This window comes from Maritimimonas sp. 2210JD6-3, assembly GCF_056591795.1.
The window spans coordinates 40,015-58,201 of the sequence record NZ_JBWQOJ010000016.1 but is presented as its reverse complement, the minus strand read 5'-3'; the positions used below and the strand labels follow the sequence as shown (position 1 = coordinate 58,201).

Sequence of the window (18,187 nt, the reverse complement as noted above, 5' to 3'; positions counted from 1 at the left end):
AATAGTATATAAATGAATAAAAAGTATAAGAGCTTCTTGTATAATGGGCTTTTCATTGCCTTTATATTTTTTTTACTAACCCCAATAGGTTTGCCAGTAAGAGCTAAATTAACACAAGGGTTTGCTTATATTAAAAGTAAAATTATCCCACCTAGTATTTTAGACTCTAATGAGAGAATTTCATTAAGTACTCTTAATGTTGCGCTTAAAGGTGTGCATAATGCAGTAGATACAAATTTAAATGCCCAGCAAGGAAAAGTAGTATTTATAAACCATTGGGCAACATGGTGCCCACCTTGTAGAGCTGAAATGCCTTCACTAAATAACCTATACAAAGATTACGGAGATAAAGTTACTTTTCTATTCGTAACTACCGACGGGAAAAAAGCCGTGCAGAAGTATTACGATAAAAAAGGTTTTAAATTTCCAACTTATAATGCTATATCGGCTATTCCAAAAGCAATTAATACAACTAGTATACCTGCAACCTTTATATTAGACAAAAATGGTAGAGTAGCACTTGAAGAATTTGGCCCTGCTGATTGGGATAGTAAAGCTGTTAGAGAGACTTTAGACAATCTTATTAATGAATAAAAAAACCGCTGATGTCAGCATCAACGGCTTTTAAATAACTCAAATATTTATATAATAATGCTTCTCTATTGGTTTACTATTTTTAAAGGCATTCTATAGATTTTTCCTTCATTTAATGCTTTTACAAATACTTTCTTATAGTTCAATTTATTTTTAACGTAGCTTTCTACCGAGTTGTTTTCAGATTTTACAGAAAGTATTACAATTTCACTATTGTCATTTAAGGTGAAGGATACTTCAGCTTCTATTGTTCCTTCAGAGAATTTTTCTGCAGGATCACTAAGTATAGTTACGATTTGTTGATGTAACTCTTTAGTAGTTGGTTCTTCTTCATTTGCGAATGATAATGTAGTAACCATTAAAGCGATTAAGGCTACAAATAATTTAATTTTTTTCATGATGGATTATTTTATATTAAACTTACACCTATAAGACGATGAAAATTTAAAGGTTGTTACATGTGAAAGTTGCATTTAACGATATTTTAATAAACGTTAACTTTTCTTAACACAATCGTTGATTGCCGATAAAATTAGTGAACATCCAGTTTCAATTTCTGAATGTGAAATAGTAAGAGGAGGTGTAATTCGTATTGCACGATCTTCATAAAGAAGCCAAAAGAGTAATAATCCTTTTTCCAGACATTTTAATATCACTTTAGAAGCTAATTCACTAGATTCCATTACTAATACAAGCATTAAGCCTTTACCACGAATTTCTTTAATCGCTGAATGCTGTAATAGTTGTCTAATTAATTTCTCCTTTTCTAAAGTTTGTGTTATTAGATTGGTCTTTTGCAACTCTTTTAATGTTGCAAGTGCCGCCGCCGTAATGATTGGATGCCCACCAAATGTAGTTATATGTCCTAATTTTGGATGGTTTGATAGGCTTTTCATTTTTTGATTATTAGCTATAAAAGCTCCTATAGGCATACCACCGCCTAGACCTTTTCCAGTAATTATAATATCTGGTATTACGTTGTAATTTTCGAAACCCCAAAAAACACCTGTACGCCCAATGCCTGTTTGAATTTCATCTAGTATTAGCAAAGCACCTACTTCATGGCAACGCTCTTGCACTAATTTTAGATAGTTATTTTTTGGTTCTATGAATCCTGCGCCACCTTGAATGGTCTCTAAAATAACTGCAGCAGTTTTTGCGGTAATTTTATCTAAATTAATAAGGTTGTTAAATTCAATAAACTTTACATTGGGTAAAAGAGGTCTAAAAGCGCTATTCTTTTCTTCAACACCACAAACACTCATGGCGCCTTGCGTATTGCCATGATAGGCATTCTTAGCAGCGATTATTTCTGAACGCTTTGTTACTTTTTTGGCAAGTTTTAAAGCACCTTCTGTAGCTTCTGTACCAGAATTTACTAAGTAAACAGAATTTAGTTGTTTAGGTAATGTAGCAACTAAAGTTTTACATAACTCAACCTGAGGCTGTTGAATGAACTCGCCATACACCATCACATGTGTATATTTGTCGAGCTGATCAATAATGGCTTTTTTTATCTTAGGATGATTATGACCTAGTGTATTAGCAGAAACACCTGCTATAAAATCTAAATATTGTTTTCCGTTGGTGTCATAAATATAACTTCCATCGGCATGAGAAATTTCTAAAGCTAAAGGATGTGGTGTTGTTTGTGCTTGATATGTAAAGAAGTCTTTCTTCAAAATCTTTAATTTTCTTCGATATCAAGCAATACTTCTGTACTTTGTTTTTTTACTTTTTTATTCGAAAGTGCACCTTCATCTGTAGTCTTCAAGTTATCTTTAATAAAAATAGCATCCTTGGTAAGTGGTCTTTCGCTTTCACGCCAAATAAAACCTTTGAGTTTACGCGATGCTTCTGGAAATTTTGAAGGAGGATATGTCTCTCCAACGGGTTTGGTTAAAAAGCGAGCCTCAGTGATTTGACTATCTTTAAATAAAAAACGCATAGAACTACATGTAGTTTTATCGATACCTATAAGGTCATTAGTTTGTTCATCACGTGCATAGTAAATCATTTCTCCATTACCTTTTATATCTGCTATTCTCAAATCATTATCTTCAAACTTACCGAATAAATCACGACCTTTTATTTGATTAAATCCAGAAGAATCTTTTTGTACAATAAACGTATTTCGTAAAACTTTTAAACTATCTAACTGTTCTGTTTTTTTATTTGATAAAAGCTGAATAGTGTCTCCAGTAATTTGGTTGTTTTCAGACCAAACTACAGGGTCTCTAAATAAAGTGGTGATACCCGTTACTTGATTTGTGTGGATAGAATCACATTTGCCACTGAGGTTACTTTTAAAAAATTTTACACGTTTGTAAGCGCTTACGATCCTGTTTTCTGGTTTACCAGTTACTAATAAGGTATCACCATGAATATATATAGAGTCTTTTTCTATTTCCATAACAGCTACAGCACGATCAACAACATAAGCAGAATCAAGATTTTTAAAGAATTCAGCATAACCACCCCTGACCACGGAATTGTTTGTAGTATCTTTAAGTTGAATATTTTTAGTTGCAGAAGCATAACCATTAGTTCGATCATAATATAAACTATCTGCCTTCAGTTCTCTGTTATTATACTCAATTCGTGAATTCTTAGTAAAATGAGAAATATTATTTTTTGTATCGTAAAAACCCCTTTCTGTATAGATAAAGTTTTCTTTCCCCGTAATAGTGGATGCGCCAAATAAATGTGTTTTACCACTATCGGTAAAATATTCTAGATGGTTCGATTTTAAAACATAATCAGGATTCGTAAGTACAACATCATGTTGCGCCTGAAACTTTGAATTTTTGAGGTAATAGTTGCCTACAGTACTCGTTAGTACATTGGTAGTGTCTTTTATCGTTGCACCATTTCTATAATACAATTGTTGCTTTAGTCTGTCGAATCGTAAGGTATCTGTTGTGAGGGTCATCAGAGGATCTTTTAAAACGACATCACCCCACGAGAGCGCCTTTTTAGTATTACCATTATATGCTACAAATTTACTTGTTTGAGTAATGGTATCTCCCTGATTTAAAACTACATCACCAAATGCCTCTAATGTATTGTCCTTTTTATAATGGATGGCTTTTTTACTTCGTAAAGAAATGCCTTCATGTTCTACATAGACATTGCCCAATAAAATAGTTGCACCTGGATATTTTTCTTCATCAACAGTTGAATTATCAGCATGCACTATCTGAATACGTTTTTGTTGCGTTAAAGCAGGGATGCTACAAAGAAAAACAATAATAAAAAATAGTTTTTTCAAACCTTATAATTTGCTGCAAAACTAAGAAAAAGACTGATTGTAAAGATTTGATACCTTTAATTTATTGTTAAATAAGCTCATCTTATATACACCCAACCTAATATTAAACCTTCTGTTAGATCCAAAAAAATATAAGAGTTAAAAAAAATAAGTATCTTAGTGTATATTAATTCTAAATTCTTAATTGATGAAATCAGTGCTTTGGTTTGTTGCAGTAGTTCTTATAATAATATGGTTATTAGGTCTTTTAGGCATAGTACAAGGTATTGCAACCAGTAATCTATTACATTATTTATTAGTTATCGCAGTTATTATTATTTTGTATAATATAATATCAGGTAGAAAGCCTTTAAATTGATATTCTTACATATATAGATTACCTTAAGATAGTTTGCTTTCTATCGGGGCCTACAGAAACAATTTTAATAGGCACTTCTAATGCTTTTTCAATGAATTGTATGTACTGATTCAGATTTTCTGGTAATTCATCTTCAGATGTCATTTTGGTTAAATCATCTTTCCAGCCTTTCATCTCAGTATAAGTTACAGAAACATTTTCTGGCTCTATATTATAAGGCAGGTGTGTAATTTCTTTTCCTTTGTAGTTATACGATGTACAAACTTTTATAGTATCAAAACCTGAAAGCACATCTCCTTTCATCATCATAAGTTGTGTTACGCCATTTACTTGTACTGCATACTTTAGTGCAACTAGATCTAGCCATCCGCAACGACGAGGACGACCTGTAGTAGCCCCGAATTCATGGCCTACGCGCCCCATGGTTTCACCATCCTTATCAAATAATTCTGTTGGAAATGGTCCTGAGCCCACCCGAGTAGTATAAGCTTTAAAAATACCAAATACATCACCGATACTATTCGGGGAAACACCTAAACCAGTGCAGGCACCTGCAGCGGTTGTATTTGAAGATGTTACAAAAGGATAGGTTCCAAAATCAATATCTAACAAAGAACCTTGGGCACCTTCAGCTAAGATAGATTTACCACTTCTCATAGCTTGATGTAAATATTCTTCACTATCAATAAAGGTGAGTTCTTTAAGCGAGGTTACCGCCTTACTAAATTCATTTTCTAATTCAATTAGGTCGTATTGAATATCAACATCAAAGAAATTAAGCATTTTAATATGCTTTTCGGTTAATGTTTTATATTTTTCTTTCCAATTGTCTAATTCAAGATCTCCTACGCGAATTCCATTTCTACCAGTTTTATCCATATAGGTCGGGCCAATTCCTTTAAGTGTAGAACCAATTTTTGCCTTTCCTTTTGATGTCTCAGAAGCAGCATCTAGCAATCTATGTGTTGGAAGTATTAAATGCGCTTTACGAGATATTAATAATTTCGATTTGAAATCAATATTATATTTAGTAAGATTATCTAATTCTCTTTTAAAGATTACAGGATCAATTACGACTCCATTCCCGACAATATTAATGGCATTATTATGAAAAATCCCGCTGGGTATTGTATGAAGTACATGTTTATTACCATCAAATATTAAAGTGTGACCAGCATTTGGACCACCTTGAAATCGGGCTATAATATCATAGTTTTTGGTTAGAACATCTACAATTTTACCTTTTCCTTCATCTCCCCATTGTAGTCCTAATAATAAATCTACTGCCATTTAGTTGTGCTATTTTTTTTGGTTTTTGGTTCCATAGAAATAAAGTGAATGTTTTTCAATTTTAACATCAAAAACTTCTTCTATGGTTTTTTTAATTATTTGAATTCTCGGATCACAAAATTCAATAACTTCATTTGTATCTTCTATGATTAAGTGATCGTGTTGCTTATCAAAATAAGACTTTTCATAATGTGCTTGGTTTTGCCCAAATTGATGGCGTCTCACCAAACCACATTCTAATAACAATTCAATAGTATTATACAACGTAGCTCGACTTACTCGATAGTTTTTATTCTTCATATAGATGTATAAAGATTCAATATCGAAATGATCGTTATGGTCATAGATTTCTTGTAGAATGGCGTACCGTTCTGGTGTCTTTCTATGACTATTACTTTCAAGAAATTTTGTAAATACGTTTTTTACGATCTCTTGATTTTTATTGTTTTCTACGTTTTTCAAAACTTTAGTAAGTTATCAGACAAATTTACATTTTAATTAGGTGATTTGTAAAGCTGTTAGTTAAAAAGATTAACATCTTTTAAACAATCAATCCATACGATATACTTTATCGATACCCTCTATGCTTTTAAGCCTGTTTATAAGCTTTTTTAATTGGTTTTTATTTTTAATACTTACTGCTAATTTACCATCAAAAACTCCTTCGTTACCAGCAATATTGATACTATGAATATTTACATGCATAGAATTCGAAATGAGCTTAGTTACCTCATTAACAAGTCCCATATTATCTAACCCAGTGATACGTAGTGTAACTTTATATTCTTGTTGCGAAGAATCTATCCATTTTGCAGGCATAATTCTATAGGCAAATTGAGATTGGAGACTAATGGCATTTGGGCAGTTCTGTTTATGTACTTTTATACCTTCATTAACTGTTACAAATCCAAACACTTTGTCACCAGCTATTGGGTGGCAGCAATTTGCTAATTTATAATCTAGTTTTTGTTCATCTTTACCAAAAACTAATAAATCGTATTTATTAGTAATCTCTTGTTCAGTCTGTTGCTCATTAGAGGATGGTGTGCGGCGAATATTTCTTTTAAAGAAACTGTAAAGTGCATTAGACCTCTGAGCAACATATTCTTTTATTTGTTGATTGTCTATCGAGCCAGTACCTACTCTGTAGAATAAATCGAGACTAGTTTTTAATTTAAAATGATTTACAAGTTCGTTTACCGTTTTCTCGTTTAATTGAATCTTTAAATGTCGAAGTTTCCTTGTTAATACTTCTTTACCTTCTTCTGCTATTTGCTTTTGTTCTTCTTTAAGTGCGGTTCTAATTTTAGATTTGGCACGCGCAGTTTGTGCAATCTCTAACCAGCTTAATTTAGGCTTTTGTTTATCTGAGGTAATAATATCAACTTGATCACCACTTTTTAATTCATAACTTAACGGAACCAATTTACCATTTACTCGGGCTCCTCGGCAACGCATACCTACTTCTGTATGAATAGCAAAAGCAAAATCGATGGTAGTAGCACCTTTTGGTAATGATTTAATATCTCCTTTAGGTGTGAATATGTAAATCTCTTTTGCATAGAGATTTAACTTAAATTGTTCTACAAAGTCAACTGCATTGATATCTTTATTTTCTAAAGTTTCTTTAAGTCTATTTAACCAACCATCGAGACCAGAATCTTTTTCGTTAGCGTGCTTATATTTAAAGTGAGCAGCATAACCTTTTTCAGCGATTTCATCCATTCGTTCAGAACGAATTTGAACTTCTACCCAACGCCCTTTAGTACCCATTACGGTTATGTGTAATGATTCATAACCTGTTGACTTAGGTTGTGATATCCAATCACGCAATCGATTTGGATTGGGTCTAAAATGATCTGTAACTATCGAATAAATCTTCCAAGCATCAAATTTCTCACGTTTCTCGGTTGACTTATAGATGATCCTAACAGCAAACTTATCATATACTTCATCAAAAGAAACTCCTTGATTAAGCATTTTTTTACGTATTGAATAGATTGATTTTGAACGCCCTTTAATCGTATATTTTAATTTTTCTTTGTCAAGTGAAGATTTAATGACATTAGAAAATTCTTGAATATAGGTATTTTGATCTTCTTTACTGTCTTGTATTTTAATTGAAATATCATTATACACTTCGGGTTCTGTGTATTTTAATCCTAAATCTTCTAATTCAGTTTTTATATTGTACAACCCTAACCGATGTGCTAACGGAGCATAGATATATAGCGTTTCTGATGAAATTTTAACTTGCTTATGTGCTGGCATCGCATCCATAGTTTGCATATTATGCAAGCGGTCAGCTATTTTAATAAGAATTACACGAACATCATCATTAAGTGTTAACAGCATTTTTCGAAAATTCTCAGCTTGAATCGAAATATCTTGCTCTTTACTAAGATTAGATATTTTTGTAAGGCCATTTACCACACGTGCTATGGTTTCTCCAAAGAGACGTTCTATATCATTAAACGTGTAATCGTCAGAATCTTCAACAACATCATGAAGTAGGGCAGCAGCAATAGATATAGCGCCTAAGCCAATTTCATTTGCAACAATTTTAGCAACGGCAATAGGATGATAAATATAAGGTTCACCTGTTTTTCGTCGTTGGTCTTTGTGCGCATCAACAGCAACGTCAAAAGCGCTTCTGATGAGTTTTTTATCATCCGCATTAAGCGTTTGATAGGTTTCACTCAACATATCTTTATAACGTTTCGTTATCTCTTTTCGTTCATCTTCTAATGTTGCTGTATAAGCCATATATTAAAAATAGTATAAAGATTCTTCTTAGACAAGTATAATGGCGTCGTTAGCTATTTATTCAAATTTTTTACTCTTTGCAATAACGTTGGATGTGAATAATGAGCAAATACATAACTCTTATGAGGCGTTAAATTACTTAAGTTGTTTTTAGATAATTTTTTTAGAGAAGAAATGAGAGTTGTAGCATTGTGATGTTTCTTAGCATAATCATCTGCTTGATATTCAAATTTGCGGGAAATATAATTCATAAACAATCCAATAAGTTCAGAAATAGGTGTATAGAGCACGCCAAAGGCAATTAAACTTATATGAAAACTGGGAATTTTTACTGATAAAGCATTTGCTAATAGCTTACTATCAATAAATAGTGACAAGATATATAGCATAATGCCCGTAGTAATAATAGATAAAGTAATATTAAAAATAACATGTTTCTTTTTATAGTGACCTACTTCATGTGCAAGTACAGATACAATCTCATCAGGCTCTAAATCATTAATTAAAGTATCGTACAATACAATACGTTTTTTAGAACCAAATCCTGTAAAATATGCATTTGCTCTGGTAGAACGTTTAGAACCATCAATAACAAATATTTTATCTAAGTTAAACCCTACCTTTCTAGCAAATTCATTTAGTTTTGTTTTCAATTCACCATCTTTTAAAGGAGTTTGTTTATTAAACAATGGAACTATTAAAGTAGAATAAAACAAGGTCATAAATAATGAAAATACAGCAATGAATACCCAAGTATAGATCCAGAAATTCTTACCTGTCAATTGATAGAACCAAATAATTAAAGCCAATATGCCACCACCAAGTATAATAGTGAGTAGCCATCCTTTGATTTTATCTATAAAAAATAGTTTTTTCGTTGATTTATTAAATCCGTACTTTTCTTCAATCACAAATGTCTTGTAGTAAGCTAATGGTGTAGTGAGTATGTCGCTACCTAATAGTATTATTCCGAAAAATATAAGTGCTATTACAATTTCATTTGAACTAAAAGTTCTGGCAAAATTGTCAACAAAAGCAAATCCGTCAAAATAGAAAAAAGCTAATGTAGCTATAAATGAAACTATTGAAATTATAGAAGAGAATTTAAAATTTTCTTTTTTATATGCTTGAGATTTGTAGTATGTTTCTTCTTCATAAACATCTTTTAATTCATTGGGTATTTTATCATTAAAATGTTTGGCATTTAAATAATCTAAGTATTTATCAATTAAAAAGTTAACTGCAATTATTGCAATAAGTATATTAAATAAGAGAGTGGCCGTCATGAATTGTATTTTAATATAAATTCTAACCTGCGAAGATAGTGTAAACCAACAAATCTTCAAACTTTAGGGTTTCATCATTTTTTAAGTATTCGACGCGCTTGTCGATACTTTTTTTTCCAATAGCCATTATCTAGTTTAGATTTGATAACACCTTTGCTGGTAGAGCTATGCATAAAATATCCATTACCAACATAAATACCAACATGATTGTATCTGCGGGTTGGTTTAAAAAAGACCAGATCGCCCACTTTAAGATTGTTTTTCCCAACTTTTCTGCCTTTTAAAACCATTTCTTTAGTAGTTCGAGGTAATTGTATATTGAAGGCATTAGTATATACCTTACCAACAAAACCAGAACAATCGAAACCATTTTTATCGGTACCACCATATTTATATTTAACTCCTTTGTAGCGATTGAATTCTGTTGAGAGTTTTTTATCTATGGTTACTACTTTCGCTTTTTTTACATTTTTTGAACTACCACAACCTTGTATAAGCAATGCTAGTAAAACAGAAGTGAGAATACATTTAAACTTTGTCATTAATCGAATTTTCGTTGCCTTTTAGCTTCATAAATCAAAATCCCTGCCGAAACAGAAACATTTAATGAGTCTATCGCGCCTTGCATAGGAATAATAATGTTTTGATCACTATTATTGAGCCACTTTTCACTTAATCCAGTTGCTTCTGTACCAACCACCAATGCTGAACTACTAGAATAATCTATTTTATGATATTCTTTAGAAGCTGTAAGTGCAGCGCAATAGATAGTAATGTTTTTCTCTTTTAAAAAACTAATAACTTCAGCTGTTGTACCACTAGCAATTTGATTCGTAAATACACAGCCAACGCTAGAGCGGATGATATTAGGGTTATATAAATCTGTTTTAGGATTTGCTATGATGACCGCATCTAAATTAGCAGCATCAGCTGTTCTAAGCAAAGCACCGATGTTTCCTGGTTTTTCTGGAGCTTCGGTTATTAAAATAAGTAGATTAGGTCTCTTGAATTTTAATTCTGAAAGACTTAGTGATTTTGAACGAAACATAGCAATAAGACCTTCAGTACTTTCTCTAAATGCTAACTTTTGGTAAACATCTCTACTAATTTTGATGATTCTAGAAGTTTCAATTGTAAAGTCTTCGATTTTAGAAGTATTAAAAATTACATCACAAAATAATAGAAATTCTATTTGATAACCACCTTGTATTGCAAGTCGTATTTCTCGTTCACCCTCAACTACAAATTGCCTGTGCTTCTTACGAGATCTTGACTTTTCTTGAAGCTGTAAAATATGTTTGATTAGTTGATTTTGTATGCTTGCTATTTCTTTATACACGGTTAAAATTTGTCAAAAATATAAAAAGCTCCCAATTAGGGAGCTTTTAACGACCTTGAAAAATGTTAATTTCTGGTAGATAGTTTGTCTGAGTATCTTTTAAACAATTTAGTTTGATGTGTTTCTAAACTAATGTCACGACCTTGAATAAATGCCTTTTCTATAATATTAGTACGCATATCAAGCGCATCGCCTTTAGAAATAAAGAGTGTAGCATCTTTACCAGTTTCTAAACTCCCCGCAATTGTATCTATACCTAATATTTTTGCTGCATTTAATGTAATAAGTTGCACGGCTTTTTCTTTATCTAAACCATGCGCTGCATAGGAGCCTGCATAAAAAGGTAGGTTGCGTGTATTCATACGTTCCATTTGTCCTTCCATTTCAATAGCAACAGTCAAGCCTTTATCTGTTAATTGTTTAGCTAATTTAAAAGGCCCTAAAACGTCATGGTCTTCAGCCCAAGGCAAACGATGAGGTCTAGGCACTAATACTGGAATATCATGTTTCTTAAGTAGATCAGCAGTTTTTTCGGCTTCATCTCCATGCACAAGAACCACGTATTTAATTCCCGCTTTTTTTGCCCAGTTAACAGCATCAACAATCGCTTTTTCTTTTGAGGCACGTACATATAATTTTTTACTTCCGTCATAAAGACCCTGAACGGCTTCATAGGGTAAATGTCTTTTTCTCTTGCCGCTTTTTTCGTAGGCCTTTGCATTGCTAAAGAAATTTGCTATATCATCAATTTGTTTTTTGTAATTTTTACTTGGTTTAAAAGCAGGGTCTTCTCCTAACCACCAACGACCTCTTTGAAATACTGATGGCCAATTAAGATGAATACCGTCATCTACTTTTATTGCAGCATCTTCCCAGTTCCAAGCATCTAATTGTACTACAGAAGACGTTCCAGAAATAGTTCCGCCTCTAGGCGCAATTTGAGCTATTAGAACGCCGTTAGGACGCATGCTTTCTACTACCTTAGATTCTGCATTATAAGCGATCAAACTTCGTATATGGGGTATCATAGTGCCTATTTCATCAAAGTCTCTAGTCGCTCTTACGGCATCTATTTCTGCGAGACCTAAAGAGGTATTTGCAGCAATAAATCCTGGATACACATGTTTGCCCGAGGCATTAATAACTTTAGAGAAACTCCCAGTATTAGCTTCTGATGCATTACCTATAAAAGTAATCTTCCCATTTTCAAAACCAATAGCACTATTTTGAATTACCTGTCCGTTACCAATATGTGCAACTGCCCCCGTTATTAATATAGATTCACTTTGTTTAGGTGCTGGTGTCTGCTGTGCATACGCTAAAGAACCTACCAACAGCATCGAAACAAGTACTAATTTTATTAAATTTTTCATGTCTTTTATTTTATTGTTGATAGATTAATGTGTCACAGTGAAAAGCTTCTTTTTTCTTAGTTTTGGGAGTCTGTGTCTTCATGCCCTTATTTTTCGCCTCAAGCATCATATTTATTAATTGATTTCTTTCTTTATCAATAGCTTTTTGCATTTCAGGTAACTTTTCTAAATCATAATAAATTCCACCTTCAATCATGGTTTTCTCTGCTTTCGCATAGATTGACATCGGATGCTCTGTCCAAAGTACTAAATCTGCATCTTTACCAATTTTAACACTACCAACTCTGTCATCGATATGTAACATTTTTGCAGGATTAAGCGTTACAAATTTCCATGCATCTTCTTCAGAAACACCTCCATATTTTACCGATTTCGCTGCTTCTTGATTTAGCCTCCTCGACATTTCGCGGTCATCACTATTAATAGCGGTTAAAACACCTGCATTGTGCATAATAGCTGCATTAAAAGGGATTGCATCATTTACTTCATATTTATAGGCCCACCAATCAGAAAAAGTAGATCCGGCGACACCATGTTCTTTCATTTTATCTGCTACCTTATAGCCTTCTAAGATATGTGTGAATGTGTTTACGTTAAAATCAAACTTTTCAGCAACTTTCATTAACATATTAATCTCACTTTGCACATAAGAATGACAAGAAATAAAACGTTCTTTATTAAGTATTTGAGCTAAAACTTCTAATTCAATATCTTTTCTCGGAGCCTTAGTTCTAGCTTTCACCTTTTTTGATAATGCGTTATAAGCTTTCCACTGTTGATCATATTCTTTTGCTCGTTGAAAATAATCAGTATAAACTTGTTCAACACCCATACGTGTTTGCGGAAAACGAGAATTCGCATTATCTCCCCAATTACTTTGTTTCACGTTTTCTCCTAAAGCAAACTTGATGAATGGATCTGCATTAGGGTTAATTAGTTTGTCAGCTTTTTCACCCCATTTTAATTTAATAACAGCCGATCGTCCACCAATTGGATTTGCCGAACCATGTAAGATCTGAATAGAAGTTACGCCGCCAGAAAGATTTCTAAATAAATTAATATCATCATCGCTCACAACGTCTTCTATGGTAACTTCTGCAGATGAATTATGCCCTGCTTCATTAATAGCCGCTGCAGCTATATGAGAATGCTCATCAACAATACCAGCTGTAAGATGCTTACCCGTAGCGTCAATTTCTCGTGCCCCATTGGCTGATAAATTTTTTCCAATATTAGAAATCTTACCGTTCTGAACTAAAACATCTGTATTCTCTAAAATACCATCCGTTTCATTCGTCCAAACAGTTGCATTTTTAAATAAAACAGTTTCTTGTTTAACCTTTTCTGATAGACCATATGCAGTGTTAGGGTAGGTAACTGGCATAATAACTAAATCATCCTGTTTCTCACTATCTTTTTTCTTTTCATCCTTTTTATCATTCGACTCTTTCTTAGTTGCTGACCAATTTGTTGAGCTGCCACTGGCTAAAGTCCCAGTTCCTGAAAGAGTATCAGAATCTCCAATAACAGCAGATAATCTTACAAATCTTTTTTCTTTCTCATCTGACGGAATATAAATTAGATTGAACCAACCATCTTTATAAACTACTTTTGAATCCATCTTAACACTATCCTTTTTTAATTCAGACTTTAGTTTAGACAGTTCACCTGAAAGTTTCAAATCATACGTATTACCAACGATATTGAGATCATAATCACCACGAATATCCTTTAGATTCATTTCATTGATTACATTTTTATGACCTTGTATCCAATTCTCATAGAGTGTTGTTTTCTTATCAAAAATATTTCCAGAAGTAATTAAGAAATTAGCAATAGCTCCTTTATTAAGATTACCAATCATGGCACTTTTACCTAATAATTGTGCTGGGATAGTAGTCAACGCTTCTAGTGCCTTGGTTTTATCTAAGCCATGTTTTATTGCGGTCATTAAATTATTTTTAAAACTACTCACCTTTTTCAAATCTGCAGTAGTAAGCGCAAAAAGCACTCCATTTTCTGCTAAAACTTTAGGATTTGTCGGCGCTTGGTTCCAATGACGCATATCTTTTAATTCAACCACAGCAGCATTTATAGGATCACTAACATCATAAGCAGCAGGAAAATCAATTGGGATAATATAACTAGCATTAGTACTTTTTATATCGTTAATTCTTGCATATTCATCTCCACCACCTTTAATGATATAGTTTACACCGAATTCATTACCTATTTTGTCGGCTCTTAAATCGTTTGCAAGACTCCCCGCATCGAATATTTGTGGCAATTTTTTATTTTTATTAAAAGCTTCTAATGACCAGTCTTTTGTTTCTGAACCTCCGTTTTGATACCATTTTGCATCATGATACACTTGGCGAATTAAAGCCATTGCTCCCATTAAAGAGGTAGGGTATGATTGTCTAGAACTATTTCCTTTTCTAAAGGAAAAATGTTGTGCAGTACGATCACTTAAAATTCGTTTGTCATTACCGACTTGATCATTTAAGGCAACCAATACACTCGTACCTCTAATGATACCATCTTGAAAATGTGTATTCACAACTCCAAAACCAGACTTTACAAGTTCCTTTGCTTTTTTAGTATCGAATTTTAGCTTTTCTAATGCCTCAATTTCAGGAGTTATATGTTCATTCCAATAATATCCTTTACGTTTTGAATCATATTGAGGGGCTTGTCCAAAGCCATTTTGTCGTTTAGGTTTCTCAATTCCGAAATCAGAGTATATTTCTATAAAAGAAGGATAAATATGTTTTCCTTTAAGATCAACGACTAAAGAATTTTCAGGAACTTTTATGTTAGCTCCAGATGCAACTACCTTACCTTTTTTAATAAGCAGTGTTCCATTTTCTATAACATTTGTAGGTGTAATATAGATCTTGGCATTGGTAAAAGCAGTATAATTTTCGTTTGTGGTTTTTACACCATCATTTTTAGGAATGTATTCTTGTGCTATTGGTCTTAATGAAAACCAAAAAACAAAAACAACTCCCAATAACATAATGAAGTTATTTTTTTTCATATAAAAATTTGATGAGTTAATTAATGATATAAAGGTAAAACGATAAATTGAGTTAAGGAAAGTTTTGTAGATTTTAACACTATTTTAAGAAAATTAAAACTCATACTTTTTTCTATAGGCAACAAGTAAGCCTACCATATTGCTATATCCTTTAATACCATCTTTTTGTTGATTGACTTTTAGATAGTTGTCGTAGAATATTTTAAAGAAAGGTTCAGCTTTATTTTGATACGTTCTCCAAAAATTTTGTGATTCTAGGATGTTCTTTTTTATTCCTTTTGGGATAGAATCAATCAGACGTTTACCAGCAACAGAATCTTTGCCATAAGTAGCGGCAACCGTATAACGTAGCGCTTTTAAATAACCTGTGTATTGATAGTATTTTTCTTGATGGTGAATAGCTGCTAGAAAACCTATAAAATTTGCCTCACTCTCAGAAGCATACCCTAATTGGTGTGCAATCTCATGTGTAGCTATAGTAGGCAAACTAGTTTTTGGCACTAAATAATCTACTTGAGCTTCCCCAGAAAAGGGATTAAAATAACCAGAGAATCCCATATAAGTAAGTGGTAAACTATACAATGACTTTTTTATAGATGGAGATGCATATTTAAATTTTGGTATCTTTTTCTCAAGAGCATCATAACCCAATACGGCTTTTTTGATTATGGTTTCTTTGTCTTGATTAATAACAACCTTAAGTGTATCATTAGTAGTAATTTGTTGGTGTATTTTTTTAGTGTTTTCTAGTAGCTCTTGAGACAACGCTATTAATTCATTTTTTGTGTATTCTTTTTTATGTAATTCGAGTGATTCGAATAAAGAAGAACGATAATAGTTGATACCCCATAAAAAGTAGAAAAGAAAATAGAAGACAGATAAAAACGCGCCAAAATGCCATAATTTTCTTTGGATGTTTTTAAGAAAGCCTCCTTTAAAAAGTTTGTAAATGGCGTAAATAAAAAATATCCCTAAAAGCGTATAATAGATATCGCCTACTGAAATAGGTAACCAACCAAAAACTTTTCTAAATACTCTAGAAATTATTAGATAAATACCTTTTGAATAATACTGCTCAATAATATGAGGATATGCAGATAAAATGGATATAAAAAGTATCTGTAGTGGTAATAATACAGTAAGAATTCTAGCTATTTTTAGTGATTTCATTACTCAAAAATAGGTAAATATTTATTGGCTTAATAATTGTGAGACTTATTAACAAAACTTTAATTTATCAACAGATTCTGTGCACAAATTAAATAGTAAATTCGTGAAGAGTTAAGGTTTAAAAAATTACATTTGCCTGATGGAAAATCTAAGGCCTGTTCGAGCAAAAAATATTAAAAAAGCATCGGTAATTAATCTTGAAAAAGGAAAGTTACCACCTCAAGCGGTTGATTTAGAGGAAGCTGTATTGGGAGCTATGATGATTGATAAAAAAGGTGTAGATACTGTTATTGATATTTTGCATGCAGACGCTTTTTACAAACAGGCACATCAAGATATTTACGATACCATTTTTAAGTTGTTTAATGATTCTGAGCCGATAGATTTACTTACAGTTTCTAATAGTTTGCGTAAAGAGGGTAAACTTGAGCGAATAGGAGGTGATTTTTATCTGGTTAATTTAACTCAAAAAGTAGCCTCATCTGCGCACATTGAATTTCATGCAAGAATTATTTTGCAAAAATATATTCAACGTAGATTGATCTCTATTTCTTCAGAAATTATCGATGAGGCTTATGATGAAACTTCAGATGTTTTTGATCTCTTAGATTCGGCAGAGACTAAATTATTTGAAGTTACACAAGGTAATTTAAAAAAGAGTTCAGAGTCTGCTGAGGGTTTGGTAAGCCAAGCACTTAAAAAGATTGAAGAGATATCAAGCCAAGATGGCATGAGTGGTGTAGCTACTGGATTTACGAAATTAGACGCACTTACTTCGGGTTGGCAACCTTCAGATCTTGTTATATTAGCTGCGAGGCCTGGTATGGGTAAAACAGCATTTGTAATGTCGATGTCTAAGAATATGGCAATCGATTTTGGTATACCTGTTGCTGTATTTTCTTTAGAGATGTCTTCGGTACAGTTAATTACCAGAATGATCTCTAGTGAAACAGGAATTTCTTCTGGTAAATTACGAAAAGGAGATTTAGCACCTCATGAATGGGAGCAATTAAACGTAAAAGTTAAAAACCTTTCGAAAGCACCTATTTTTATAGATGACACGCCATCACTATCTATTTTTGACCTTAGAGCGAAGGCGCGTCGTTTAGCATCACAGCATGATATCAAAATTATTGTAATTGATTATTTGCAATTAATGACCGCTGGTAATGCAGGTGGCGGAAATCGTGAGCAAGAAATTTCAATGATCTCACGAAATTTAAAAGCGTTAGCAAAAGAATTAAATATACCAGTCATTGCATTATCTCAATTATCGCGTGCGGTAGAAACACGTGGAGGAAGCAAACGCCCATTATTATCAGATTTACGTGAATCTGGAGCGATAGAGCAGGATGCTGATATTGTTTCGTTTATTTATAGACCAGAATACTATGGTCACACAGAATGGGATGATGAAGAAAGAAGTCCATGTGAAGGTCAAGCTGAATTTATTGTTGCCAAACATAGAAATGGTGGTTTAGATAATATTCGATTGAAGTTTACAGGGCATTTGGCACAATTTTCTGATCTTGAAGAAGCATTCTCAACAGAATTTCAGTCAAAGATGAATGATTTTATTACACCAAATCAACTACCTAATGCCGAAGATGTATTTGGAACTTCCGATGACGGAGATGTTCCGTTTTAAAAATGTAATATAGAGTGCGTAGTTTATTAATTTTTGTCATATTAGCTTTAGT

Annotated in this window: 15 protein-coding genes; 3 read left to right on the top strand and 12 right to left on the bottom strand. The window is 32.6% G+C overall.

Annotated features, from left to right (window positions below; translation table 11 throughout):
• The first annotated feature begins 12 nt into the window (after window positions 1-12).
• Entirely contained in the window at window positions 13-594 is a 582-nt protein-coding gene (locus tag AC1EUY_RS08730; RefSeq protein WP_480195137.1) for a TlpA family protein disulfide reductase, read from the top strand.
• 65 nt (window positions 595-659) lie between these two features.
• Here the strand turns inward: AC1EUY_RS08730 and AC1EUY_RS08725 are convergent, their stop codons facing one another.
• From AC1EUY_RS08725 to AC1EUY_RS08715, 3 genes are all read right to left on the bottom strand, one after another.
• Complete coding sequence (locus AC1EUY_RS08725; RefSeq protein ID WP_480195136.1) at window positions 660-992, bottom strand: hypothetical protein; 333 nt, start codon at window positions 990-992, stop codon at window positions 660-662.
• Between the two features lie 96 nt (window positions 993-1,088).
• Entirely contained in the window at window positions 1,089-2,276 is a 1,188-nt protein-coding gene (locus AC1EUY_RS08720; RefSeq protein ID WP_480195135.1) for an aspartate aminotransferase family protein, read from the bottom strand.
• A 5-nt stretch (window positions 2,277-2,281) separates the two neighbouring features.
• Window positions 2,282-3,865 (bottom strand): OstA-like protein, encoded by a 1,584-nt coding sequence (locus tag AC1EUY_RS08715; protein WP_480195134.1) that lies wholly within the window; start codon window positions 3,863-3,865, stop codon window positions 2,282-2,284.
• A gap of 187 nt (window positions 3,866-4,052) precedes the next feature.
• Here AC1EUY_RS08715 and AC1EUY_RS08710 point away from each other — a divergent pair, with 187 nt between their 5' ends.
• Window positions 4,053-4,223, top strand: a complete 171-nt coding sequence (locus AC1EUY_RS08710; protein ID WP_480195133.1) for a lmo0937 family membrane protein — start codon at window positions 4,053-4,055, stop codon at window positions 4,221-4,223.
• A gap of 18 nt (window positions 4,224-4,241) precedes the next feature.
• Here the strand turns inward: AC1EUY_RS08710 and AC1EUY_RS08705 are convergent, their stop codons facing one another.
• The 9 genes from AC1EUY_RS08705 to AC1EUY_RS08665 form a co-directional block, all read right to left on the bottom strand.
• The gene (locus AC1EUY_RS08705) at window positions 4,242-5,513 is read right to left on the bottom strand and encodes an adenylosuccinate synthase (RefSeq protein ID WP_480195132.1); all 1,272 of its coding nucleotides are present in this window, start codon (window positions 5,511-5,513) and stop codon (window positions 4,242-4,244) included.
• Between the two features lie 9 nt (window positions 5,514-5,522).
• Window positions 5,523-5,975: a Fur family transcriptional regulator gene (locus AC1EUY_RS08700; protein ID WP_480195131.1), complete on the bottom strand. Its 453-nt coding sequence runs from the start codon at window positions 5,973-5,975 to the stop codon at window positions 5,523-5,525.
• A gap of 87 nt (window positions 5,976-6,062) precedes the next feature.
• Window positions 6,063-8,279: a RelA/SpoT family protein gene (locus tag AC1EUY_RS08695; protein ID WP_480195130.1), complete on the bottom strand. Its 2,217-nt coding sequence runs from the start codon at window positions 8,277-8,279 to the stop codon at window positions 6,063-6,065.
• Between the two features lie 53 nt (window positions 8,280-8,332).
• Window positions 8,333-9,565 (bottom strand): M48 family metallopeptidase, encoded by a 1,233-nt coding sequence (locus AC1EUY_RS08690; protein WP_480195129.1) that lies wholly within the window; start codon window positions 9,563-9,565, stop codon window positions 8,333-8,335.
• Between the two features lie 74 nt (window positions 9,566-9,639).
• Window positions 9,640-10,107, bottom strand: coding sequence for a C40 family peptidase (locus AC1EUY_RS08685; RefSeq protein WP_480195128.1), 468 nt, complete (start codon window positions 10,105-10,107; stop codon window positions 9,640-9,642).
• Window positions 10,107-10,904, bottom strand: a complete 798-nt coding sequence (locus AC1EUY_RS08680; RefSeq protein WP_480195127.1) for a TrmH family RNA methyltransferase — start codon at window positions 10,902-10,904, stop codon at window positions 10,107-10,109. The genes AC1EUY_RS08685 and AC1EUY_RS08680 overlap by 1 nt, the downstream gene beginning before the upstream one ends.
• Before the next feature lie 65 nt (window positions 10,905-10,969).
• Window positions 10,970-12,277, bottom strand: a complete 1,308-nt coding sequence (locus AC1EUY_RS08675) for an amidohydrolase family protein (protein ID WP_480195126.1) — start codon at window positions 12,275-12,277, stop codon at window positions 10,970-10,972.
• 10 nt (window positions 12,278-12,287) lie between these two features.
• A complete protein-coding gene (locus AC1EUY_RS08670; RefSeq protein WP_480195125.1) occupies window positions 12,288-15,317 on the bottom strand; it encodes an amidohydrolase family protein in 3,030 nt (1,009 codons plus the stop codon).
• A 93-nt stretch (window positions 15,318-15,410) separates the two neighbouring features.
• Window positions 15,411-16,487, bottom strand: a complete 1,077-nt coding sequence (locus AC1EUY_RS08665) for a DUF3810 domain-containing protein (RefSeq protein ID WP_480195124.1) — start codon at window positions 16,485-16,487, stop codon at window positions 15,411-15,413.
• 139 nt (window positions 16,488-16,626) lie between these two features.
• Between AC1EUY_RS08665 and dnaB the strand changes: the two genes are divergently transcribed.
• A complete protein-coding gene (gene dnaB, locus AC1EUY_RS08660) occupies window positions 16,627-18,135 on the top strand; it encodes a replicative DNA helicase (protein WP_480195123.1) in 1,509 nt (502 codons plus the stop codon).
• Window positions 18,136-18,187: the final 52 nt, after the last annotated feature.